The sequence below is a fragment of the Brucella sp. LJL56 genome (genome assembly GCF_054871705.1).
The window spans coordinates 42648-65958 of the sequence record NZ_JBTXLQ010000007.1 but is presented as its reverse complement, the minus strand read 5'-3'; the positions used below and the strand labels follow the sequence as shown (position 1 = coordinate 65958).

Sequence of the window (23311 nt, the reverse complement as noted above, 5' to 3'; positions counted from 1 at the left end):
GCACTTATTTCTTGGCTGATTTTAGAGCATAATCCGACCGGAGTGGAACGAGGATCGATAAGATTATGCTTGAAATAGAAGAAGTTAGAGCGCCCATGGAGCGGCGATATTCGGCTTCACGGTAACGAAATCCGACGCCCTGGAATTCCGGCGGACACCGGAAGCCTCGACAATGTCGAATGCAGTCTTGTCCGACAGCAGCGCCTTCACCGTTTCGGCGTTCAGTCTGTGACCGCTGCGATAAGAGCGGAAACAGCCGATGAACGGAAGGCCGGCCAGAGCCAGATCACCGACAGCATCGAGTGTCTTGTGGCGAACGAATTCGTCCTTGAAACGCAGGCCACCCGGATTGATAACCGAGTTATCGTCACCGATGACAAGCGAATTGTCGAGCGAAGAGCCAAGCGCATGGCCCGAAGCCCAGAGACGTTCCACATCCTTCATGAAACCGAACGTGCGCGCGGTGGAAAGCTCCTTGCGGAAGGTCGCTTCATCCACGTCATCAGCAAATTTCTGCCGCCCGATCAGCGGGCACTCGAAATCGATTTCGACCTCAAATCGCGTACCGGCGAAAGGACGGAACTCCCCCCAGGAACCTCCGGCTTCAACCCGGACCGTTTTCAGAATGCGGATAAAGCGGCGCTTTGCTTCCTGCGTGACGACACCCGCCTCATCGAAAGCTTCGATAAAGCGCGCAGAAGTACCATCGAGAATGGGAACTTCCGGGCCATCGACTTCCACGATAAGGTTATCGATGCCCAATGCAGCGATTGCCGCCATCAGGTGTTCGACCGTATCAATCTTGGATTCTTTCGGCCCAAGCGACGTGCAGAGATCCGTTGCACCGATCTGCGAAACGTGGGCGCGCACTTCTGGTGCGCTGCCCTTCATGTCGGAACGCTGGAAGACAATGCCCGTGTCAGCATCGGCTGGGAAAAAAGTCGCCGAAGCCGGGGCTCCGCCATGAACGCCAACGCCCGAAAGCGTGACCGCACGACCAATTGTCTTTTGATAAGCGCTCAAGAGAGTTCCAATCTGCTGAATAAAATGAATGCAGGCCGTTCAAACGGAATTTCAACACAGCCCGTTTCGCAATTCTTTGCGTCTATATGGATAGATATAGCTAAAATTGCGACCGGAAATACACAAGGTTCACAAACATGTGCTGCCCCAACCATACCCCGTTTCAATTAAAATAATAATTTGCGTGACTTGAACAAAATCACGCTTTCTTACGAATGTTTTGATTTTGTTTACAGAAACGAAAAAGCCGCGGGAGTTACCCGCGGCTTTCTTATTCGTTGTCCGAAGTGGCTCAGTTCGACTGGCGGCGCAGGAAGGCCGGGATTTCGAGCTGATCTTCTTCCGAAGCTGCACGCGGCTGCGGACGGCCCTGATCGTCAAGCTGGCCACGACGCGGTGCATAGATCGACGAATCCTGCTGTGGAGCGCGACGTTCAGCCGGGCGCATGCCAGGTTCACGATGCTGAGCCGGTTCCAGACGGGCTGCAGGCTGATCTTCCTCGCGACGCGACAGACCATGGGTCAGGCGCTTCAGGAGGCTCATCGGGCCACGCGGCTCTTCCTGCGCAGGCTGCTGCGGAGCACGACGAGCATTTATTTCAGCCTGTGCAACCGGCGGGAAATCCGAAACGGCAGGCATACGCGGAGCCGGGCGCGGCTCGCGTACCGGCTGTTCGTGCATCTGCGGCTGCTGGTAGGCCTGTGGCTGTGCTGCCTGATGACCTGCCGGGGCCTGCGGCATCGGTGCACGGGCAGCCGGAGCACGTTCGAAGGATTCCGGCGCCGGAGCCTGGAAAATGCGGCTCTGCGGGCGGAATTCCGGCTCGGCGGAAGCGGCAGGAGCTGCCGGTGCGGCTGGAATTTCAGCTTCAGCAGACTGGATCGCCTGGGCAATAGGATCGACCTGACGCGGCTGTTCAACGACCGGAGGACGAAGTGCGCCATGCGGAGCCATCGGCTTCACCTGAGCAGTCTGCTTTACCGGCTGGCGAAATTCCAGCGGCGCAGGCGCCGCGTCTCCTAACTGCTTGTCAATACCGGTTGCGACAACAGACACACGGATGACGCCTTCGAGGCCTTCGTCGAAGGTTGCGCCAAGGATGATGTTCGCATCCGGATCGACTTCTTCGCGAATACGCGTTGCAGCTTCGTCGACTTCGAACAGGGTCATGTCGCGACCACCGGTAATCGAGATCAGGAGGCCCTTTGCGCCGCGCATCGAGGTCTCGTCGAGCAGCGGGTTGGCGATTGCAGCTTCGGCAGCAGCCATTGCGCGGCCTTCGCCGGAAGCTTCGCCCGTACCCATCATCGCCTTGCCCATTTCGCGCATCACCGAACGAACGTCGGCGAAGTCGAGATTGATGAGGCCTTCCTTGACCATCAGGTCTGTGATGCAGGCAACGCCCGAATAGAGCACCTGGTCAGCCATTGCGAAAGCATCGGCGAAGGTGGTCTTGTCGTTGGCGATGCGGAAGAGGTTCTGGTTCGGAATGACGATAAGCGTATCGACATTCTTCTGCAGTTCTTCAATGCCGAGATCGGCAGTCTTCATGCGGCGGGCGCCTTCGAAATGGAAAGGCTTGGTCACAACGCCAACGGTGAGGATACCGCGTTCGCGCGCTGCACGCGCCACGACGGGAGCAGCGCCAGTGCCGGTGCCGCCACCCATGCCTGCGGTCACGAAGCACATATGCGTGCCGTTCAGATGATCGACGATTTCGTCGATGCATTCTTCAGCGGCCGCGCGGCCAACCTCTGGCTGGGAACCAGCACCAAGACCCTCCGTGACGGCAGCGCCAAGCTGGATCATGCGTTCCGACTTCGACATCGTCAAAGCCTGAGCGTCGGTGTTGGCTACGACAAAATCCACGCCGCGCAGACCGGCATTGATCATGTTGTTGACCGCATTGCCGCCGCCGCCGCCAACACCGAATACGGTGATGCGTGGCTTCAGCTCGGTGATATCCGGCTTTTGCAGATTGATAGTCATAGGTCCTTGTTCCTCTTAAGCCTTACCACCGCTTCGCCGCCGCGGTGTGGATTGGTTGTTACCCAGATGGTCACGCCCCAATAATTCAACACGCTATTTCAACAGCTTACACAACACTTGCTACTCAGAAACTCTCTTTCAGCCATTGGCTGACACGTTGAATGCGCCCACCCGTACCGGTCATGAGACCGGAGGAAGCCGCTTTCACCGACCGCTCCTCTATCCCGGCCACCTGCGGGTAAATCAGAAGTCCAACGGTCGCGGCAAAAGCTGCCCCCTTAGCCGCCTCAGGCAATCCCGCTATTCCTAGAGGACGCCCGATTCGTACATTTCTTGCAAGGATTCGCCTGGCAGCCTCTGGCATTCCTGGCAGTTGGCTTGCGCCACCGGTCAGAACCACACGCTTGCCGACAATATGTCCAAGACCTGACTGGTTGAGCCTGTCGCGCACCAGTTCCAACGTCTCTTCCACTCTTGCACGGATAATCCGCGTCAGCACCGAGCGCGGATATTGATTGGGTACATCACGCTCATCGTCGCCGATGGGCGGAACGGAGATGAGATCGCGGTCATCGGCAGCGCTCGGCAGAGCGGAGCCGTACATGACCTTCAGGCGCTCCGCATCTTCCATCCGGGTGGAGAAGCCGCGAGCCACGTCCATCGTCACGTGATTGCCGCCAATGGCCACTGCATCGGCGTGAATGAACTTGCCTTCGGAGAAGACGGAAATCGTCGTCGTGCCGCCGCCCATATCGATGCAGGCCGCACCCATTTCAGCCTCGTCGCCGACCAGAGCCGCAAGACCGCTGGCATAAGGCGTCGCTACGATGGCTTCCACCGACAGGTGGCAACGGTTGATGCAAAGCTCCAGATTGCGCAGCGGCGCTGCATCGGCGGTCAGCACATGCATGTCGACACCAAGGCTGTCGCCCAGCATTCCGAGAGGATCGCGAATGCCACGTTCACCGTCGAGCGTATAACCGACAGGGAGCGAATGAACGAGGTGACGCTCGGCTGCGAGCGCCTGCTTGGCACCAGCGGCCAGAACGCGGCGAATATCAGTCTGCTCGACTTCATGGCCGCCCAGATTGACGCTTGCCGTGAAGGTTTCGCTCTTGAGGCGACCGGCTGAAATATTGACGATCAGACTATCGACGGTAAGGCCAGCCATGCGTTCTGCTGCATCGACTGCAAGACGTATAGACTGCTCAGCCGCATCCAGATCGATGATGACGCCCGACTTGACGCCGCGCGAACGCTGATGGCCTATGCCCAGCACTTCCATACGATGCGTGCGACCTGGCAGCAGTGCGCCGCCTTCATGCGGACGCAACCGTGCGATGACGCAGGAAACCTTGCTTGATCCGACATCCAGAACCGTTAACAGGCGCACCTTGCGCCCTGCAGTTCCGCCTTGTGATGATCCCTTGCCGCCCAGAATACTCATACGCGCTTCCCCGTGCGGGATAGTTCTTTTTTACGCTCTGCCAGAAACTTCTGGCGCTGCTCCATGCCAGTTGCCGTCAATTGGACCGTCACGCGATCATCGAGACGAAGATCGACCGCAGCGATATCGCGCGACAAAAGATGCTGGTCCTGATCGAGCTTCTCGACCTGCGCCAATGCCTTCAGCGGATCGGTTTCCGGCAGCATGATGCGCACGCCATTATCGAGAAGCAGATCCCAGCGACGGTCGCCGACACGGATGTAGGCACGAACCTTTCCGGCCAGACCGGGATAGGCAGCAATCTCGTCGACGAACCCTTTTACCTTCTTTTCGGCGCCCTCGCCTACGACGAGCGGCAGCGAATTGTAACGACCGGAACGGAACGGAACGATCGTGTCACCAGCGGCGTCGATCAGCGACAGGTCCTTGTCGTTCTGCCAGATGGCGAACGCCTTGCGCTCGTGCAGCGAGACGAGAACAGTACCAGGATAAATTTTGCGAACTTCTGCGCTTTCAACCCACGGCAGCTTGTCGATGGACTGGCGTGCTTCTTCAGCGCTCAGACCGACAAGAGACGTCTCGCCGTCGAGATCGAGCTGGCCCAGAATATCAATATCGGAAGTCTCGTTATTGCCGACGACCTTCACATCCTCGATTGCGAAACCAAACGTGGAAGCTGTCGCCTTGACGACCTCGGGCGTATGATTACCAACCACCATACCGTAAAGGCCGGTAGCACCAAGGAAACCCAGCATACCGACAGTGCCAGCATGGCGCGGAATATTTACGTTGCCCTGGAAAAGGCGAACAGCGAAGCGGAACGGCTTGCGCAGGAAGCGCGGCAGGACAAAAGCAGCACCCATCGCTCCCGATGCATCCCGCATCGAGCCCGAGCGCCCATATCTGTCCGATTTTCCGTTCAACGCAAACAAGACGCGTCCTCCACCATCCAACTCAACAATTCACCGAAAGAGATACCAGCCGCTTTGGCGATATCAGGCACGAGCGAGGTAGGAGTCATCCCCGGCTGGGTATTGATTTCCAGCCAGATAACTTCGCCATCTTCAGAGAAACGATCATCGAAACGGAAGTCTGACCGGCTTACGCCCCGACACCCGATTGCCCGATGCGCCGTAAGGGCCATTGTTTGTATTTTTTGGTAAATATTTGGTAAAATTTTTGCCGGACACACGTGAGAAGACGCGCCTGCAACATATTTTGAATCATAGTCGTAGAACTGATGCCCGACCGGAATGATCTCGCACACGTCCATGGCGCGATCGCCCATCACGGCGCAAGTCAACTCACGCCCGGCAATATAGCCTTCGACCATAACCTCATCGCCATATTTCCACTCGGCTGAACCGATAACCTGCGGTGGATGCGCCTGATCTTCCTTGACGATAACAACACCGAAGCTCGACCCTTCACGAACCGGCTTCACCACGTAAGGCGGCTCCATCGGATGCTCCATACCGATGTCGAAACGATTCATAAGCCTTGAGGGAGCCACAGCAACACCAGCCGCCACCGCAACCTTCTTGGCGCGATCTTTGTCCATGGCAAGAGCCGAAGCGAGCACGCCCGAATGCGTGTAGGGAATCTGGAGATATTCGAGAACACCCTGAATAGCACCGTCCTCACCGAAAGGACCATGCAGCGCATTGAACGCAACGTCAGGCTTCAGTTCGGCAAGAACGCTGGCAACATTGCGGTCCACATCAACACGCGTCACGCGATAGCCGCGCTCTTCAAGGGTCGCAGCGCAAGCCGTTCCGGAGGACAAGCTGACCGGACGCTCCGAAGAGAAACCGCCCATCAAAACGGCGACGTGCTTTCCCGTCATGTTAGCATCCCCTCTGCGCAATCCCCTGCGCATCAATTAAACAGAATCCGAGTAACCCAGCAGCACAGGCCGCAGGCACCCGCGGCAGGAAAATCCTGCCGAATCAAATCACTGTGTGGTTAACCCTAAAGAATCAGAGGATTGATTCCGTGACAAGACCCTATAGGAAGGGACGAACCTTACGTGTCGCTTGTGAAGGCAAAAAAGCCCGGAATATCAGGTAGAAAATCCGGGCAACTTTTTTATCAAAATTTTCCAAGAAACTCTTCAACCGGCTCACCCTCGCGGAACAAACCAAGACGTTTGATTTCCCAATGAAGGCGAATACCCGAATTTTCGAAAACTTTGGCGCGTACCGTTTCACCCAAAGTCTCCAGATCATGCCCCGTTGCGGTGCCTGTATTGATCATAAAATTGCAGTGCATTTCGGACATCTGCGCGCCGCCGACACGCAAACCGCGACAGCCTGCCTTGTCGATTTCCTTCCAGGCCGATGTGCCTTCCGGATTCTTGAAGGTCGAACCGCCCGTCTTTTCACGCACCGGCTGCACCGTCTCGCGATGGTGCTGCACCTCGTCCATGGCCTGCCTGATTGCATCAGGCTCGCCCGGATTGCCTTCGAACAATACGGAAGTGAAAATCAGATCCGGCGAGGCTGAGGAATGACGATAGGCGTAGCCCATATCCGCGTTGGAAAGCAGATGCACCTCGCCCTTGCGATCAAGTGCACGAACTTCCACGACGCGCTCACGCGTTTCCACACCGTTTGCGCCCGCATTCATGCGCAATGCCCCGCCAATGCCACCAGGAATGCCGTGGTAGAAATGAAAGCCAGACAGCCCCGCTTCCAGCGCCGCTGCGGCCACACGCTTGTCTGGCGTCGCTGTGCCCGCCCTGAGCTGCGTGTCGGAGACACGCTCCACCTCGCCAAAGCCTTTCGCCGAGAGCCGAATCACAAAACCGGGCACACCGCCATCACGTACAAGCAGGTTGGAGCCAATGCCGACGACGAGGATCGGCATCTCTTCCGGCACGGCTTTCAGAAATGCGGAGAGGTCCTCTTCGTCGGCAGGCTGAAACAGGACCTGTGCCGGTCCGCCAGCGCGGAACCAGGTGATTTTGTCCATACCGGCATCGGGTGTCAGCCGACCACGCAAGCCCGACAATTTGCCGTCGAGCTTCTTCAGAAGCGTCTCGCCGCTTTCCATCTTACTTCTTACCCTGCTCAGCCAGTTCTTTCGGCAGTGCATATGCCCACTGCGTAATATTGCCTGCACCGAGGCAGACCACGAAGTCGCCCGACTCCGCAATCGAAGCGACCAATGGCGCCAGCGCCTCTGGACCACTGGCATAGCGCGCATCGCGATGACCTGCGGTCTTGATACGCGATACCAGCGCCTCGGAATTGACGCCTTCGATCAGATCTTCGCCAGCCGTATAAACCGGCGTGACGATAACCGTGTCGGCATCATTGAAACATGCCGCGAATTCGTCGAACAGGCTTGCAAGTCGCGTGAAACGGTGCGGCTGCACGATGGCGACCACACGGCCTTTCGTGGCTTCACGTGCAGCTTTCAGCACAGCCCGGATTTCAACGGGGTGATGGCCGTAATCGTCAAATATCTCGACGCCGTTCCATGTGCCCGTGTGGGTAAAGCGGCGCTTCACACCACCGAACGAGCTGAGCCCACGACGAATATCGTCGGCGGATATGCCCAGCTCATGCGCAACCGCAATTGCCGCCGTTGCATTGGATACGTTGTGCTGACCCGGCATCGGCAGGCGCAAGTCCTTGATCTCGGTCGCTTCGCCCTTGCGGGAGCGGATCACGACATCGAACAGGCTCGCCGCACCATCCATGCGATGATTGATAAAGCGTACTTCCGCCTGCGGGTTCTGACCGTAGGTAATGATGCGGCGATCCTCAATGCGACTCACAAGAGCCTGCACTTCCGGATGATCGAGGCACATGACACCGAAACCGTAGAACGGCACGTTCTCGACGAACTGTGCAAAGGCGGCGCGCACATTGTCGAAATTGCCGTAATGGTCGAGATGTTCGGGATCGATATTGGTGACGACCGCGATATCGGCGGGAAGCTTCAGGAAAGTGCCGTCGCTTTCGTCGGCTTCAACGACCATCCAGTCTCCATCGCCCATGCGGGCATTGGTGCCATAGGCGTTAATGATACCGCCATTGATAACAGTGGGATCGAGGTGCCCGGCATCAAGCAAGGCCGCAACCATGGACGTCGTGGTTGTCTTGCCGTGCGTGCCGCCAATGGCAACTGCACGGCGGAAGCGCATGAGCTCTGCCAGCATTTCGGCGCGACGCACGATGGGCAACAGCTTTTCGCGCGAAGCAACCAATTCGGGATTGCTCTTCTTGATCGCCGTCGAAACGACAACAACTTCGGCATCTCCGATATTTTCAGCCTTGTGGCCGACAAAGACATCAATGCCCTTGTCACGCAGGCGCTGTACATTGGCGCTATCGGATTGGTCCGAGCCCTGTACCTTGTAACCGAGATTGTGCAGCACTTCGGCAATACCGCTCATGCCGATGCCGCCAATTCCGATGAAATGGACAAGCCCGATATTCAGCGGCATTTTCATGGCCGGTTTCCTTCTTTGAATTCCTGAACAGATTTACCCGCTGCAATAGCCTCTGCCAGATCAGCAAGCAACCGCGCCGCATCCGGCTTACCAACGCTTTTTGCAGCTTTTGCCATGTTTTCGAGCCGCTCCGGCTCATTCATCGCCGTCTGGAGTATCGTGGCCAAGCGTTCTGGCGACAATTCCGACTGGCGAACAACCTCGCCACCACCGACAGCCGCGAGCGCTGCCGCATTCGCCGCCTGATCGTGATCCAGTGCATGCGGGAACGGCACCAGCATCGCCGGACGACCGATCACCGTGATCTCGGAAACAGTCGAAGCACCGGAACGCGAAATCACAAACTGGGCATCCGCCATACGCGCAGGCATGTCGTTGAAAAACGGCGCTACGTCGGCGGGAATACCAAGCTTCTTGTATGTATCACGAACAGCCGCCTCGTCTTCCTTCCGGGCCTGCTGGGTGACCAGCAGCCGTGCCCGATCCTTTTCCGGCAACAAAGCCACGGCAGCGGGAATGGCGGTCGAAAAGAACTGCGCGCCCTGGCTGCCGCCGAAGACCAGCAGACGAAACCGTTCATCCGCCTTGACCGGCTTGTAGGGTGTTCCGGCTGCGGCCAGAACGGGCGGACGAACCGGATTGCCGGTCGTGACCGTCTTCTCGGCATAAGCACCGCCCGTTTCGGGCAGAAAGCCACCAGCAATGGCTTTTACCCGACCTGCAAGCCCTTTATTGGCGCGGCCCATGACAGCATTCTGCTCGTGCACCAGTGTCGGAATATGCATGTTGCTGGCCGCATAAAGCGGCGGCAGCGTCGGATAGCCACCAAAGCCCGCAACGAGTTTGGGTTTCAGCCGACGAAACAGTTTGCGAGAATCGAGATTGCCCTGCCACAGTGACCAGAACGTCTTCAAAAGCGCTATCGGATTGCGACCGGCAATCGTCGCCGAGCGAATGACATGAACATGATCTTCCGCAAAGGCACCCGCGAAACGCTGCGCACGCGCATCGGTCGCCAGATGAACGTCCCAGCCGCGCACCTTCAATTCATGCGCCAGCGCTTCCGCCGGAAAGAGATGGCCGCCCGTTCCACCGGCGGCCAGTACGATTACGCCTTTTACCATCTGCCCCTCACAGCGCAGGAATGCGTTTGCCCATATCGACACCGCTACCGACCGTATGGGTCATACGGGCTTCCGGACGACGGCGTGTCAGAGCAAGGAGAATACCCATCGTGATAGCAATGGCGATGAGCGAGGAACCGCCATAGGAAATGAACGGCAGAGTCATGCCCTTTGCAGGCATGAGATGCAGGTTCACGGCCATGTTGATGATCGACTGGAAGCCGAACAGAATGACAATCCCCGAAACGGCCAGACGGGTGAACGGATCACGCTCGCGCAGCGCAATCGAAAGACCGCGCACGACGATGAAGGCAAACAGCAGCATGATGATCATGCACAGAATGATGCCGTATTCTTCCGCCGCAACCGAGAAAATGAAGTCGGTGTGGCTATCCGGGATGATGCGCTTGACAGTACCTTCGCCCGGCCCTTGCCCGAACCAGCCGCCGCGCAGGATTGCTTCGCGACCGGCATCGACCTGAAACGTGTCGCCCTCGCCCGTCATGAACCGATTGATACGCCCTGCGACGTGATCGAACATGAAATAGGCTGAAACACCACCGCAAACGGCGAGGCCGCCGAGGACCAGAATCCAGAACATTGGCAGGCCGGCGAGGAAGAACATTGCTCCCCACGTACCAGTGGTCAGCATGGTCTGGCCAAGGTCAGGCTGGAGAACGAGCAGAGCGGCTACAGTGCCGAACAGCAGCATGGCAAGAAAATTGCCAGGCATTTCGCCGCCACGTTCACGCTCCGAGAACAGCCAGGCGCAGACCACCACGAATGCAGGTTTCATGAATTCCGAAGGCTGAATGGAGATGCCCGCCAGATTAACCCAGCGTCGCGCACCCTTCACCTCGATGCCGAAAAACAGTGCTGCAACCATCAGCACGAGCGAAATACCAAGCAGGATCAAGGCAAATCGCCTGATCTGACGCGGCGATAGAAACGAAACGCCGATCATGACGGCCACAGCCGGAAGCATGAAGAAAATCTGGCGCTCGACAAAATGGAACCCGTCGAGGCCGATACGCTGGGCCACGGCAGGACTTGCGGCGAATGACAGCAGAATGCCAAGCCCCATCAGGGCCAGACATGCGGCGAGGAAGAAGCGGTCTATTGTCCACCACCAATTGGCGACAGGACCGCGATCGACACGGCTTACCATCAGCTTTTTCCTCCTATCGGCTCGACACCCGCAAGCGCCAGAACAGCGCTGCGGAATGCATCACCGCGTTTTTCGAAATTCTGAAACTGGTCGAAGCTCGCGCAGGCGGGCGACAGCAGCACAACCGGCTCGGGAGCAGCATCGTTACCGGCATCGCGGGCCGCGTGTTCGACAGCGACTGCAAGCGTATCGGAAATCTCGAACGGCGCCGCATCGCCAAGCGTTGCTGCAAACTGCGCTGCGGCTTCGCCGATCAGATAGGCTTTGGCGACTCGGGGGAAGAAACCCGCCAGCGAAGAAATCCCGCCAGCTTTCGGCACACCACCTGCAATCCAGTAGATGTTCTGCGGGAAGGAAGACAATGCCGGAGCAGTTGCTTCCGCATTGGTCGCCTTGGAATCGTTGACGAACAGGACTTTCCCGCGATGCCCGACCTGTTCCATGCGATGAGCAAGGCCAGGGAAGCTCCTCAACCCGGCATGTATCTCTTCGATGCTTAAACCGACCGACAGGCAGGCGACGATAGCTGCAAGTGCATTTTGTGCATTGTGCGCGCCGCGCAGCGAACCAATGCCTTCCAGCGAAGCGATTTCATCGATTTCGCCATCCTGCGACCAGAGCAGCTTTGCGCCATCAGCAAAATAACCTTTGCCGAGGCGCTTTTCCTTGGAAATCCGCACGACGTGCACGCCGTCACGATAAAGCCGATCCGCAATGGCTTCGCAGTGAGGATCGTCAACGCCGATGATCGCGGTATCACTCGCCGCCACCAGACGCTCCTTGATCGCGGCGTAGTTTTCCATCGAGCCATGACGGTCGAGATGGTCCGGCGTCAGATTGAGCAGGATGCCCGCCGTCGGGTTCAGCGATGGCGCGAGATCAATCTGGTAGGATGAACACTCGACCACATAAAAACGATTTGCCTGCGGTGGTTCCAGCGTCAGGATTGCAGTGCCGATATTGCCGCCAAGCTGCATATCCCGGCCAGAAGCCTTGATGATATGGGCGATCAAAGCGGTCGTCGTCGATTTGCCGTTGGTGCCGGTGATGGCGATAAACGGGCAATCGGGAGCGATATGATTGCGCTCGCGAACGAAAAGCTCCACGTCGCCGATGATTTCAACACCGGCTGCATGAGCCAGATCGACCGTCCAGTGTGGCTTCGGATGGGTTAGCGGGACGCCCGGTGAAAGCACGAAGGCGGCGAATTGCGACCAGTCGGCCTGCCGCAGATCGCCTGTGGCAATGCCCGCGCTCTGGGCACGGGCAACGCTGTCGGGATTGTCGTCCCAGGCAATGATCTTTGCTCCTCCGCCAAGAATAGCCTTGGCGGTCGCAATGCCCGACCCGCCCAGTCCGAAAAGGGCGACTGTCTTATCCTTGAGGGCGGTGATCGGGATCATTCGATATGCCTGTTATCTGAGCTTCAAGGTGGAAAGACCGATCATCGCGAGAATGATCGCAACGATCCAGAACCGGATCACGACCTGGCTCTCGGTCCAGCCTTTCTTCTCGAAATGGTGGTGGATAGGTGCCATCAGGAAGACGCGCTTGCCGGTCAGCTTGAAGGAGCCGACCTGAATGATAACGGAAAGCGCTTCGACGACGAACAGACCGCCGATGATGGCGAGAACGATTTCATGCTTCGTCGCAACTGCGACCGCGCCGAGCATGCCGCCCAGCGCCAGCGAACCCGTATCGCCCATGAAGATAGCGGCGGGCGGTGCATTGAACCAGAGAAAGCCGAGGCCTGCGCCGATAACAGCGCCGAGAACCACCGCAAGCTCACCCGTGCCCGGCACAAAATGGATCTGCAGATAGTCGGCGAAGATCGCATTACCGGAAAGATAGGCGATGAAGCCGAAGGAGGCTGCAGCCACCATGACCGGCACGATTGCAAGCCCGTCGAGACCGTCGGTCAGGTTTACGGCGTTGCCTGCGCCAACCATGACGAAGGCCGCAAACGGAATGAAGAACCAGCTCAGATTGATGACGAACTGCTTGGCAAACGGGAATGTCAGGGATGACGAGAACGGCTCCTGCCCTGCCCGCATGATGATGAAAGCGGCGACAGCGGCGATCAGAAACTCGATCCCGAGACGGGCCTTGCCGGAAAAGCCCTTGTCGGACTGCTTCGTTACCTTCAGGTAGTCATCGTAGAAACCGATGGCTCCGAAGCCCACCGTGACCGTCAGCACCACCCAGACATAGACACTGGCAAGATTGGCCCAGAGCAGGCACGACACAAGAATGCCGGTCATGATCATGAGGCCGCCCATCGTGGGTGTACCGGCCTTCTTGAAATGGGTCTGCGGGCCGTCAGCGCGGATCGGCTGACCTTTCCCCTGACGCACCCTGAGCGACTTGATGATCGACGGGCCGAACAGAAACACGATCAGCGCCGATGTAATCATCGCGCCGCCGGTGCGGAAAGTAATGTAGCGGAACACATTGAGCGGTGTCATATGTTCGGCGAAGAAGGTGAGAAGCATCAACATATAGAGAAAAATCCCTCAAATACCGCTTACTCCGCGGGTTCCACCGGCGGAAACTGGCTGATCAGCGCCTTGACGATTTTGGAAAAGCCTATCCCCTTCGACGATTTCACCATAATGACATCGCCCGGACGGACCGCCTTGACCACCAGCGGCAACAATTCGTCGGTGCTTTGCCTGTACTCGGTCTGAATTTCAACCGGCAAGGCATTTTTAAGCGCCGCCATGTCCGGTCCACCGATAAAAAGCGCGTTCACTTCGGCATCCACGATCGGGCGCGCCAGATCGGCGTGAAGTTTGCCCGATTGACGGCCAAGCTCCAGCATATCGCCCAGAACCGCGATCCGACGGCCACGGGAACCTTCCGGTATCGTCGAATGCAGCAGCGACAGGGCTGCGCGCATCGAGGTCGGATTGGCGTTGTAGCTCTCATCGATCAGCGTGAACGTGCCCTCGGGATGCTGAAGCACATGGCGCGCACCGCGTCCACCCTCGGCGACAAGCGTCGCCATGGCCATCATGACTTTCGCGATATCGGCACCGGAAAGGTCGGCGGCACCCAGAACGGCAAGCATGTTCTGCACAATGTGACGCCCCGGCATGCCGACCTTGACTGCTGCTTCATGCGTGCCGATCTTCACCGTCATGCACGAGCAGGTAGGATGAAGCTTCACTTCGCGCAGGCGGTAGTCGGAACGGGCATTTTCCCCGAATGTGGCAATGTGTTCGACACCAGCCTTTTCAGCCAGTTCTTCCAGTTGCTTGAAGCGTTTGTCGTCCCGATTGAGAAGTGCATAGCCACCCGGGACGATGCCTTCAAAAATTTCCGCCTTGGCGACAGCAATTTCTTCCAGATTGGCGAAATGACCGAGATGTGCGGGTGCGATCAGCGTAATCAGCGCCACATGCGGACGCACCATTTTCACCAGCGGACGGATTTCGTCATGATGGTTCATGCCGATTTCGAAGACACCGTAATCGGTATCAGCCGGCATGCGTGCAAGCGTCAGCGGCACACCCCAATGATTGTTGAATGACGCCACAGAAGCATGAACCTTGCCAACTTCCGAAAGCACGTGACGCAAGGCTTCCTTGGTCGTCGTCTTGCCGACGGAACCTGTCACCGCAATGATCTGTGCCTTCGAGCGCGCCCGCGAAGCAATGCCGAGCTTGGTAAGAGCTTCAAGCACGTCCTCAACGACGATCATTGGCACTTTTGAATTGCCGAATGCGGGCAGACGATGCTCGGCCACCACAAGAAGACCCGCACCGGCGGCCATGGCAGAGGTTACGAAGTCATGCCCGTCGAACTGTTCGCCCTTGATCGCGAAAAATGCCTCGCCCGGTTTCAGCGAGCGGCTATCAATGGAGATACCGGTTATACCAGCAGGAAGGTTGCCGAAGGGCCTGCCTTCCATGGCTTCAACCATATCGTTGGACGTCCAGAGCCAGTCACTCATTCCGAGCGCTCCTCAAGACGGGCAGCAAGCGCGGCTGCGACTTCCGCATGATCCGAGAATGGCAGCGTGATGTTGCCGACGACCTGCCCTTCCTCGTGCCCCTTGCCCGCAACGACCAATGTATCGCCGGGTTGCATCATTGATACGGCGGTGAAAATTGCCTCCCGGCGATCACCGATTTCGGTCGCGCCCGGCGCCGCCGCCATGATTTCGGAGCGGATCTGGGCCGGAACTTCCGAACGCGGATTGTCATCGGTAACGATTGCCACATCGGCCAGTCGCGAGGCGATTTCGCCCATGATCGGACGCTTGCCCTTGTCACGGTCGCCGCCGCAACCGAACACCACGATCACCCGACCCGTCGTGAACGGGCGCACCGAAGTCAGCACATTTTCCAGCGCCTCTGGCTTGTGGGCGTAATCGACATAGGCTGGCGCGCCATCTTCTGTTGCACCGACAAGATCGAGGCGTCCCGGAGCACCTTTCAGACGCTCCAGCGCGCGCATCGCAGCCGCAGCCGGCACGCCTGTGACCATCGCAAGTCCCGCTGCAACCAGCGCATTTGCAACCTGAAAATCTCCAGCGAGCGGCAGTTCGATCTCGAAAATATCGTCACCGATGCGCACTTCGACATGCTGGCGGAAACGCTCGTGCTCCACGCGCTTGAGGACAATGAAATTGCCTTTCCGCCCCACCGTCTTCACGTCACAACCGGCAAGCCTTGCTGCTTCGATGGCCTGCGCCGAGAAATGGTCGTCGGAGAAGATGATGGCTGGCGCGCCCTTCGGCAAAAGCGTGTTGAAGAGACGCATCTTCGCGCCGAGATACTCCTCAACGGTCGCGTGATAATCCATATGGTCGCGACCGAGATTGGTGAAAGCACCAGCGGCGAGCTTGACACCATCCAGACGGCGCTGATCGAGACCATGCGATGAGGCTTCCATAGCCGCATGGGTCACGCCTTCGTCGGCAAGCTCTGCCAGAACGCGATGCAGTTCCACGGGATCGGGCGTTGTGAGCGAATTATAGTCGCTGCGCGTCGGCGAAAACACGCCGGTCGTGCCTATATTCGCCGCCGGGAACCCGGCATAAGCCCAGATCTGGCGGGCAAAGGACGCGACGGAAGTCTTGCCGCTGGTACCGGTGACGGCAACCATAACTTGCGGCTGCTTGCCATAGAACTGTGCTGCCGCGACTGCGAGCGCAAGGCGCGGATCGTCAACATGAAGGACCGGTACGCCTGCGTGGGCGATGGCCGTCTCCTTGCCTGCGATGATGGCGCTGGCGCCGCGCTTGACGGCATCGGCGACAAAAGCCGCACCATCCGCTTTCACGCCCTTCAGCGCTGCGAAAAGAAAACCGCGTTCGACCTTGCGGGAGTCCGACGTGATGCCGGTGATCTCCACCTCGCCGGCATTGCCGGAGGCCAGTTCCTTAAAGAGAGCGATTTCCTTCAGTTTCATGGTCATACCAAATCCAGATTCAGTTGTGCGCGTTTCGCTGCAAAGGCTGCTTTATGCGAATCAGTCGTATTCGTTGGAAACCATTGCTGGCGGCACTTCCTGTTGAAAATCAGGCTTGCCGCTTAAATTGCTAACCATTGCTGGCTGGGCTTCGAGCTGGAAATCCGGCTTCACACCGAGGAACGAAGCAGACCGACGGATGATCTCCGAAACCATCGGCGCTGCGTTGAGACCTGCGGTTGCACTGAATTTGCCTTCTTCCGGCTTCGGCTCATCAATGATGGTCAGGACGACATAGGTTGGATCATCCATTGGAAATGAAGCAAGAAATGCGTTGAAACGCACGTCCTTCGAGTAGCGGCCATGCACCACCTTTTCCGCCGTGCCGGTCTTGCCGCCGACGCGGTAGCCCGGAACCGTCGCCCGCTTGCCGGAACCGCCCTGGGCAGTTGCATTGAGGCGATAGAGGTAGCGCATATCCGCAGAAACCTGTGGATGAACCACCTGCTTGGCCACCTGATCGGCCTGAGCCTGCGTGCGCATCAGGAAAGTCGGCTCCATCAGCTTGCCGCCATTCATCAGAGCGGCAGCACCAACCGCCGTCTGCAGCGGCGTCGTCATCATGCCGTGACCGAACGAAATGGTCATCGAGTGGACCTTCTTCCACACACGCGGCTCGACGGGACGCGCCACTTCCGGCAGCTCCGTCTGCATGCGGTCGAGAAGACCGATCTTCTTGAGGAATGCGCGATGCCCTTCGATGCCGACGGCATCCGCTTCACGACCCGAACCGATATTGGACGAGAAGATGAAAACTTCCGGCAGCGTCAGCCAGCGGCCCTTGCCGTGGAAGTCGCGGATCGTCTGGCGACCGAATACCAGCGGACGGCTGGCATCGAGTTTCGACTGCAGGTTGAACTTGCCGGAATCGAGCGCCATCGCCGTGGTAAAGCTCTTGATGGTCGAGCCCATTTCGTAGGTGCCTGCCGACATGCGGTTCAGGCGGTCCTTGTCCAGCGCATGGACCGGGTTGTTCGGATCAAAATCCGGCACCGATGCCATGGCGATCACCTCGCCGGTTTTGACATTCAGCACCACCGCACCGGCAGCAATCGCCCGGTAGCGTTCCATAGCCTTGACCAGCACGTCGCGCATGATGTGCTGCACGCGAATATCGATCGACAGGCGCACCGGCTCCAGCGACTGTCCGGTCGCAAGACCAACCGAACGCAGGTCGGTGAGCCCCTGGCTGTCGATATATTTTTCCATGCCCGCAATGCCCTGATTATCGACATTGACGAGACCCAGAATATGCGATGCGGTCGGCCCACCTGGATAAAAGCGGCGCTTTTCCGTGCGGAAGCCGATGCCCGGCACGCCGAGCGCCATAATCTGGCTCTGCTGTCTCGGGGTCAGTCCACGCTTGACCCAAACGAAGCCAGCACCACTTTTCAGACGCTTGTACGTCGCTTCCCAATCGAGATCGGGCAGCACTGTCGACAGCATTTCGATGGTTTCGTCGGGATCTACGATCTTGCGCGGCTCTGCATAGAGCGAAGCAGTCTTGATATCGGTGGCGAGAATTTCGCCGTTGCGATCAAGAATATCCGGGCGCGATGCAAGCTGGTGAACAGCAGGACCTGCATTGTCTTCGTTTTCGCCGCCGATGACGCCGAAATAGATGAGCTTGCCGCCCATGACACCATAGATGCCGACAAAACAGGCGATGGCCATCCAGAGGCGATTGCGTGCGCGGTTGCCATGCTTCTTGCGCGAACCGACAAAAGCCATGTTGCCGGACAGCTTTTCATCGCCGACCGGCCCAACACCGTCATCTACTTGCGTATTCTTTTTTCCGAATAGTCTCAGCCGCATGATCAGTGCCTCGCCCCGCTTTTCTTGACGCTGCCTGTGGTGATCGCATCCTTTTCGAGCACGCCGCTTGCAAGCAGTTCGTCGCTGCCGGAGATGATCTTCTGGATATCGTCGACCGGACGTTCCGGGATTTCGTTGACGCCCAGCACAAGCTGTTCGGCTTCGATCGGCTGGATATTGAGTTCCTTTTCATAGACACCAACGAGGCTTTGCAGGCGACCCGGCTGTGTCATCAATGCCCAATCGGCGCGCAGGAGCGTGATCGTGTCTTTCTCGGAGTCGATCTGTCGCTTCAGCTTGGCGATGACCGCGATCTGCTTTTCCGCGTCATATTTGATCGTGTAGGTGACGGTCGCCGCCACCAGCATCGCCGCTATCATGATGATGTCGAAAGTACGCAGCACTCGTTTAACTCCGGGCCAGTTCGTTCGTCTCGGGCAGTTTGGGCAACCCGAACAGCGATAGATCATCTTCCAGTGGTGGATTGTCCGTCCTGATCCCGGCGCGCAGCTTCGCCGAGCGCGCGCGCGGATTTCGTTCTTCTTCCTCTGCGGTCGGGCCGACAGCGCCCTTGACCGCAGGCGTAAAGCTCGGCAGACGCACATGCGTTTCCGGTAGATGGCGCGACCCCGCACTGCCGCCCGCACGGTCCGCGAAATAGCGCTTCACCATGCGGTCCTCGAGCGAATGGAAAGTCACGACAACCAACCGACCGCCTGGCTTCAGGATTCGTTCGGCCGCAAGTAGCGCACGCGCCAGTTCGCCCAGTTCGTCATTCACATAAACGCGCAGCGCCTGAAATACGCGCGTCGCCGGATGAATAGGTACTTTCGGATTACGACCCACAAGCGTTTCGATAGCGTTGGCAAGATCGAGCGTGCGCGTGAAAGGCTGTGCGGTCCGGCGCTTGTCGATCATGCGTGCGATGCGGCCCGCGTGGCGCTCTTCGCCAAGGAAATTAAAGATGCGGGCAAGATCACCGGTCTTGAGGCGGTTCACTACATCGGCAGCGCTTGGTCCTTTTTTCGACATCCGCATGTCGAGCGGACCATCCTTCTGAAAGGAAAAGCCGCGCTCGGCCTCATCGATCTGCATCGACGATACGCCAATATCGAGCACAACGCCGTCCACCTTGCTGCCTGCTCCCTTAACCTTCGAGACTGCTTCATCAAGAGCAGAGAACCGGGACTCGACCAGATTTAGCCTGCCCGGAAACTGCTTTTCCATCGCTCGCCCGGCTTCGATCGCGGTCGGATCGCGGTCAATCGCGATCACGTCCGCACCTGTTTCCAGTATGCGGCGCGTGTAACCACCGGCACCGAATGTTCCATCGACAATCACTGCGCCAGGTACAGGCTTCAGGGCGTCGATCACTTCGGCGATCAGCACCGGAACGTGACGGACTTCAGCCCCACCGGCTTGAGAATTGTCTCCGCCGAGGCTTGCCATCATTCCGATCCTTTCCCGGGTACGCGCCCCGATACCTAAAGCGCCTCGCGCTTTAATCTTTTGGTTTCATGCATGTCTTTGTCCCAAAACCGGTTCCCACTTTTGGGAGACATGCTCAAGTGCTTTGCTTGCGGATTCCGGCCATTTGCCGTCAACTTGGCGCCATAGCGGATTCGTTCGTCAGTTATCGGATATTAAGCTTAATGAAGCGTTATCCTTTGACTGAGCGTGGGGGAAAATGAGTAAGGGAGTAAGGGAGTAAGGGAGTAAGGGAGTAAGGGAGTAAGGGAGTAAGGGAGTAAGGGAGTAAGGGAAAATGCACCCGGATGCGTATTCTCGGTCAAGGCGAATATTTTGCTTGCCTTGTCCACAGGCTGATCGCACCCTATTCCCCTATTCCCCTATTCCCCTATTCCCCTACTGCCCTTCGCTTCCTGTTGACACCCGGCACACGACCGATTATTTAATGCAAATAGTTTGCAACTGCATAAAGCAATCAAGGCATTTATCATGGCACCTCATGGAGCAGGTCCCTCCGGCGCTGGTGAAGTTACATTTGAAGGCTGGCGGCGAGATCGCGGCGAAGCATCCATGTCCGACGTCCACCGCTCTATCAGAGTTAATCGGTCCGGTTCGAAGTTTCGGCGCGCACTTTCCTTTTTCGGTCCCGGCTATCTGGTAGCCGTTGGTTATATGGACCCCGGCAATTGGGCCACCTCACTCGCTGGCGGTTCCCGCTTCGGCTACACGCTGCTATCCGTTGTCCTGCTGTCCAATCTGATGGCCGTGCTCCTGCAGGCGCTCTGCGCGCGCCTTGCCGTCGCCACGGGCCGCGATCTGGCGCAGGCCTGTCGCGATGCCTATCCGCGTTTCCTTGCCTGGCCGCTCTGGCTTCTGGCCGAACTTGCGATTTGCGCCACGGATCTCGCGGAAGTCATCGGCACGGCCATCGGCCTCAACCTGCTTTTCGGCATTCCGCTGGAAATCGGCGTCATCATCACCGCCGCCGATGTGCTTCTGGTTCTTTATCTCCAAAACAAGGGCTTCCGGCGTGTCGAGGCGCTCATCATCACCCTTCTGGGCGTGATCGCGCTCTGCTTCCTCATCCAGATTCTGATGGCGCAGCCGCAATGGGGCGCTGTCATCAAGGGATTTGCACCGACGACCGACATTATCCGCAATCCGGACATGCTCTATATTGCGCTCGGTATCATTGGTGCCACGGTCATGCCACATAATCTCTATCTGCATTCCGGCATCATCCAGACACGCGATTATGGCCACACGACCGCTGAAAAGCGCGAGGCCATACGTTTTGCAACGTGGGATTCCACAATTGCTCTGACTTTCGCGCTTTTGGTCAATGCATCGATCCTGATCCTGGCGGCGGCGAGCTTCAACGCCACCGGCAATACCGGCGTCGAAGATCTGGATAAGGCTCATGCCCTTCTGAACCCGCTGCTGGGATCAGCCCTCGCACCCACACTCTTCGCCATTGCGCTTCTGTGCTGCGGTCTGAACTCGACCATTACGGCGACCATGGCCGGACAGATCGTCATGGAAGGTTTTATCGACATCCGCCTGAAGCCGTGGCTGCGCCGTGCGATCACCCGTTTCGTGGCTATCGTTCCGGCTGCGGTGGTGACCATCATGTACGGTTCGCAAGGAACGACCGAGCTTCTAATCCTGTCTCAGGTCGTGTTGAGCCTTCAGCTTCCCTTTGCCATCATTCCCCTCGTCATGTTCACGGCGGAGAAAAAGAAGATGGGATCGCTGGTCGCTCCACGCTGGGTGACGATCCTTGCCGCCATCACTGCTGCAATCATCGTCGTCCTGAACATGAAGCTGATCTACGATTTCCTAACCGGCATACCAATCTAGGCCCCTCCCGAGGCTTTTCAAATGGGCGGCTTCGTATCGCGAAGCCGCCCATCTCTTTATTTCACTGCCGCATTGCCACCATCGGCATAAAGCGCCGAACCGGCGACAAAACTCGACATGGGACCGGCCAGAAACAGCGCGGCCTGCGCAATTTCTTCCGGCTGGGCAATCCGCTTCATCGCATGCAAGCCCGCGGCCCATTCCTTATGCTTCTCATCTCCGCCCATCGGCGTATCGACGCCGCCTGGCAGTAGCGCATTTGCCCGGATACCACGCGCGCCGTAGTCGGCGGTTATACCCTTGACCATCCCCATGAGAGCCGCCTTCGAGGTTCCGTAAACCGACATGCCGGGTATACCGACGCTCGTACCGACAAATGTCGAGGTGAAGATAATCGAGCCGCCGCCCCGTTCGAGCATCAGTGAAATTTGCGATCTGGCTCCCAGAAACGCCGAAGTCAGGTTTCCCGAGAGGACGGCTTGCCAATCATCGGGAGCGATTTCGGCAAGCGGAGCGACAGGCCCGACCGTGCCTGCATTGTTCAATGCGATATCGAGCCCGCCGAATTTGTCCTTCGCCGCCGTAGCCAGCGCTTCATGGGTTTGGACTTCAGCAACGTCGCCGGCAACACAATGGGCTTTCCCGCCGAACGCAGCGATCTCTTCGGCTACACGTTCGAGACCCGAAACTCCGCGGGCATTCAGTACAATTGCTGCGCCTTCTCTGGCAAAGAGCAATGCAGCAGCACGCCCTATTCCAGATGATGCACCTGTGATGATTGCAACCTTGTCTTTCAAGCTGGACATATCGACCTCCATGATTTCGTGGAGGTCCCAATTAGGGTCCCGGCCGCAACGCAACTATCCGTTTCTTGCGTTCGAATGTCGAAACAGTCTTGTGAGAAAAATTGTCAGCCGGTCTGTAAGCCGGGTTCTGTATGGCCGGGCTTGCGCCCGACGTGGCAGCCATTCATCTGGGACGGATGTCGCCACCCGCCTCTTGCAACCCACCCGGACGGCTGATCCGGAAACTGATTACCGGTCCTTGCGAACCGACGCGCCGTCCCTATTCGGTTTTGCTCCCGATGGGGTTTACCGTGCCATCCACATTGCTGCGGACGCGGTGGGCTCTTACCCCACCCTTTCACCCTTACCCCGTCATCCCTGCCGCTCTACCAAGCGGTACGGAAGACGGGGCGGTCTACTCTCTGTGGCACTATCCCTGGGGTCGCCCCCGCCGGGCGTTACCCGGCATCGTGTTTCCATGGAGCCCGGACTTTCCTCACCTGCCGCCTTTCGGCATATGACAAGCGCGGCTGCCCGACCGACTGACAGCGCGCATATAGCAACGATAGCGGCACAGTGAAACCGGATTTCTCAAAAATTATGAACACACTCGAAACAGAAAAGCCGACAGTGTCTCCACTGTCGGCTTTCCGTTCACATCAGGCAGCCTGTACTCTACGCGACCGCCG

Annotated in this window: 18 protein-coding genes and 1 other RNA gene; 1 reads left to right on the top strand and 18 read right to left on the bottom strand. The window is 58.0% G+C overall.

Going from position 1 to position 23311, the window contains the following annotated elements:
- Positions 1-84: 84 nt before the first annotated feature.
- The 16 genes from lpxC to rsmH form a co-directional block, all read right to left on the bottom strand.
- Positions 85-1023, bottom strand: coding sequence for a UDP-3-O-acyl-N-acetylglucosamine deacetylase (gene lpxC, locus ACYSN1_RS17415; protein WP_461726844.1), 939 nt, complete (start codon positions 1021-1023; stop codon positions 85-87).
- A gap of 292 nt (positions 1024-1315) precedes the next feature.
- On the bottom strand, positions 1316-3013 hold the full coding sequence (ftsZ, locus tag ACYSN1_RS17410) for a cell division protein FtsZ (protein ID WP_140022081.1): 1698 nt from the start codon (positions 3011-3013) through the stop codon (positions 1316-1318).
- Positions 3014-3137: 124 nt separating this feature from the next.
- Entirely contained in the window at positions 3138-4460 is a 1323-nt protein-coding gene (gene ftsA / locus ACYSN1_RS17405; protein WP_010659734.1) for a cell division protein FtsA, read from the bottom strand.
- Positions 4457-5392, bottom strand: coding sequence for a cell division protein FtsQ/DivIB (locus ACYSN1_RS17400; RefSeq protein ID WP_461726843.1), 936 nt, complete (start codon positions 5390-5392; stop codon positions 4457-4459). Before ACYSN1_RS17400 ends, ftsA begins: the two co-directional genes overlap by 4 nt.
- On the bottom strand, positions 5380-6306 hold the full coding sequence (locus ACYSN1_RS17395; protein WP_461726842.1) for a D-alanine--D-alanine ligase: 927 nt from the start codon (positions 6304-6306) through the stop codon (positions 5380-5382). The genes ACYSN1_RS17400 and ACYSN1_RS17395 overlap by 13 nt, the downstream gene beginning before the upstream one ends.
- Positions 6307-6551: 245 nt before the next feature.
- Entirely contained in the window at positions 6552-7514 is a 963-nt protein-coding gene (murB, locus tag ACYSN1_RS17390; protein ID WP_461726841.1) for a UDP-N-acetylmuramate dehydrogenase, read from the bottom strand.
- A gap of 1 nt (position 7515) precedes the next feature.
- Entirely contained in the window at positions 7516-8922 is a 1407-nt protein-coding gene (gene murC, locus ACYSN1_RS17385) for a UDP-N-acetylmuramate--L-alanine ligase (protein ID WP_461726840.1), read from the bottom strand.
- Entirely contained in the window at positions 8919-10046 is a 1128-nt protein-coding gene (gene murG / locus ACYSN1_RS17380; protein ID WP_461726839.1) for an undecaprenyldiphospho-muramoylpentapeptide beta-N-acetylglucosaminyltransferase, read from the bottom strand. Before murG ends, murC begins: the two co-directional genes overlap by 4 nt.
- A gap of 7 nt (positions 10047-10053) precedes the next feature.
- Positions 10054-11214 carry a putative lipid II flippase FtsW gene (gene ftsW / locus ACYSN1_RS17375; RefSeq protein ID WP_461726838.1) on the bottom strand — a complete coding sequence of 387 codons (1161 nt, stop codon included), beginning with the start codon at positions 11212-11214 and terminating at the stop codon, positions 10054-10056.
- The gene (gene murD, locus ACYSN1_RS17370; protein ID WP_461726837.1) at positions 11214-12617 is read right to left on the bottom strand and encodes a UDP-N-acetylmuramoyl-L-alanine--D-glutamate ligase; all 1404 of its coding nucleotides are present in this window, start codon (positions 12615-12617) and stop codon (positions 11214-11216) included. Before murD ends, ftsW begins: the two co-directional genes overlap by 1 nt.
- 12 nt (positions 12618-12629) lie before the next feature.
- A complete protein-coding gene (gene mraY, locus ACYSN1_RS17365; protein ID WP_461726836.1) occupies positions 12630-13712 on the bottom strand; it encodes a phospho-N-acetylmuramoyl-pentapeptide-transferase in 1083 nt (360 codons plus the stop codon).
- 26 nt (positions 13713-13738) lie between these two features.
- The gene (locus ACYSN1_RS17360; protein ID WP_461726835.1) at positions 13739-15169 is read right to left on the bottom strand and encodes a UDP-N-acetylmuramoylalanyl-D-glutamyl-2,6-diaminopimelate--D-alanyl-D-alanine ligase; all 1431 of its coding nucleotides are present in this window, start codon (positions 15167-15169) and stop codon (positions 13739-13741) included.
- The gene (locus ACYSN1_RS17355; protein ID WP_461726834.1) at positions 15166-16638 is read right to left on the bottom strand and encodes a UDP-N-acetylmuramoyl-L-alanyl-D-glutamate--2,6-diaminopimelate ligase; all 1473 of its coding nucleotides are present in this window, start codon (positions 16636-16638) and stop codon (positions 15166-15168) included. Before ACYSN1_RS17355 ends, ACYSN1_RS17360 begins: the two co-directional genes overlap by 4 nt.
- Positions 16639-16692: 54 nt before the next feature.
- Positions 16693-18507 (bottom strand): peptidoglycan D,D-transpeptidase FtsI family protein, encoded by a 1815-nt coding sequence (locus tag ACYSN1_RS17350; protein WP_461726833.1) that lies wholly within the window; start codon positions 18505-18507, stop codon positions 16693-16695.
- Positions 18508-18509: 2 nt separating this feature from the next.
- Positions 18510-18911, bottom strand: a complete 402-nt coding sequence (gene ftsL / locus ACYSN1_RS17345) for a cell division protein FtsL (protein ID WP_105542253.1) — start codon at positions 18909-18911, stop codon at positions 18510-18512.
- Positions 18912-18915: 4 nt separating this feature from the next.
- Entirely contained in the window at positions 18916-19959 is a 1044-nt protein-coding gene (gene rsmH / locus ACYSN1_RS17340; RefSeq protein ID WP_461726832.1) for a 16S rRNA (cytosine(1402)-N(4))-methyltransferase RsmH, read from the bottom strand.
- A gap of 507 nt (positions 19960-20466) precedes the next feature.
- Between rsmH and ACYSN1_RS17335 the strand changes: the two genes are divergently transcribed.
- The gene (locus ACYSN1_RS17335) at positions 20467-21837 is read left to right on the top strand and encodes an Nramp family divalent metal transporter (RefSeq protein WP_461726831.1); all 1371 of its coding nucleotides are present in this window, start codon (positions 20467-20469) and stop codon (positions 21835-21837) included.
- 56 nt (positions 21838-21893) lie between these two features.
- Here ACYSN1_RS17335 and ACYSN1_RS17330 read toward each other — a convergent pair whose 3' ends face one another.
- Together ACYSN1_RS17330 and rnpB are read right to left on the bottom strand one after the other, a co-directional pair.
- Entirely contained in the window at positions 21894-22643 is a 750-nt protein-coding gene (locus ACYSN1_RS17330; protein WP_461726830.1) for an SDR family oxidoreductase, read from the bottom strand.
- Between the two features lie 100 nt (positions 22644-22743).
- An RNA gene (gene rnpB, locus ACYSN1_RS17325) (RNase P RNA component class A) lies at positions 22744-23168 on the bottom strand.
- Between the last annotated feature and the right edge of the window lie 143 nt (positions 23169-23311).

What these genes read in the sequence shown, in the direction of transcription:
- ACYSN1_RS17335 (WP_461726831.1), top strand. Translation starts at nt 20,467, where the DNA reads ATGGCACCTCATGGAGCAGGTCCCTCCGGCGCTGGTGAAGTTACATTT.
- murC (WP_461726840.1), bottom strand. Translation starts at nt 8,922, where the DNA reads ATGAAAATGCCGCTGAATATCGGGCTTGTCCATTTCATCGGAATTGGC.
- murB (WP_461726841.1), bottom strand. Translation starts at nt 7,514, where the DNA reads ATGGAAAGCGGCGAGACGCTTCTGAAGAAGCTCGACGGCAAATTGTCG.
- murD (WP_461726837.1), bottom strand. Translation starts at nt 12,617, where the DNA reads ATGATCCCGATCACCGCCCTCAAGGATAAGACAGTCGCCCTTTTCGGA.
- mraY (WP_461726836.1), bottom strand. Translation starts at nt 13,712, where the DNA reads ATGTTGATGCTTCTCACCTTCTTCGCCGAACATATGACACCGCTCAAT.
- murG (WP_461726839.1), bottom strand. Translation starts at nt 10,046, where the DNA reads ATGGTAAAAGGCGTAATCGTACTGGCCGCCGGTGGAACGGGCGGCCAT.
- ftsZ (WP_140022081.1), bottom strand. Translation starts at nt 3,013, where the DNA reads ATGACTATCAATCTGCAAAAGCCGGATATCACCGAGCTGAAGCCACGC.
- ftsW (WP_461726838.1), bottom strand. Translation starts at nt 11,214, where the DNA reads ATGGTAAGCCGTGTCGATCGCGGTCCTGTCGCCAATTGGTGGTGGACA.
- rsmH (WP_461726832.1), bottom strand. Translation starts at nt 19,959, where the DNA reads ATGATGGCAAGCCTCGGCGGAGACAATTCTCAAGCCGGTGGGGCTGAA.
- ACYSN1_RS17395 (WP_461726842.1), bottom strand. Translation starts at nt 6,306, where the DNA reads ATGACGGGAAAGCACGTCGCCGTTTTGATGGGCGGTTTCTCTTCGGAG.
- ACYSN1_RS17330 (WP_461726830.1), bottom strand. Translation starts at nt 22,643, where the DNA reads ATGTCCAGCTTGAAAGACAAGGTTGCAATCATCACAGGTGCATCATCT.
- ftsA (WP_010659734.1), bottom strand. Translation starts at nt 4,460, where the DNA reads ATGAGTATTCTGGGCGGCAAGGGATCATCACAAGGCGGAACTGCAGGG.
- ACYSN1_RS17355 (WP_461726834.1), bottom strand. Translation starts at nt 16,638, where the DNA reads ATGACCATGAAACTGAAGGAAATCGCTCTCTTTAAGGAACTGGCCTCC.
- ACYSN1_RS17360 (WP_461726835.1), bottom strand. Translation starts at nt 15,169, where the DNA reads ATGAGTGACTGGCTCTGGACGTCCAACGATATGGTTGAAGCCATGGAA.
- ACYSN1_RS17350 (WP_461726833.1), bottom strand. Translation starts at nt 18,507, where the DNA reads ATGCGGCTGAGACTATTCGGAAAAAAGAATACGCAAGTAGATGACGGT.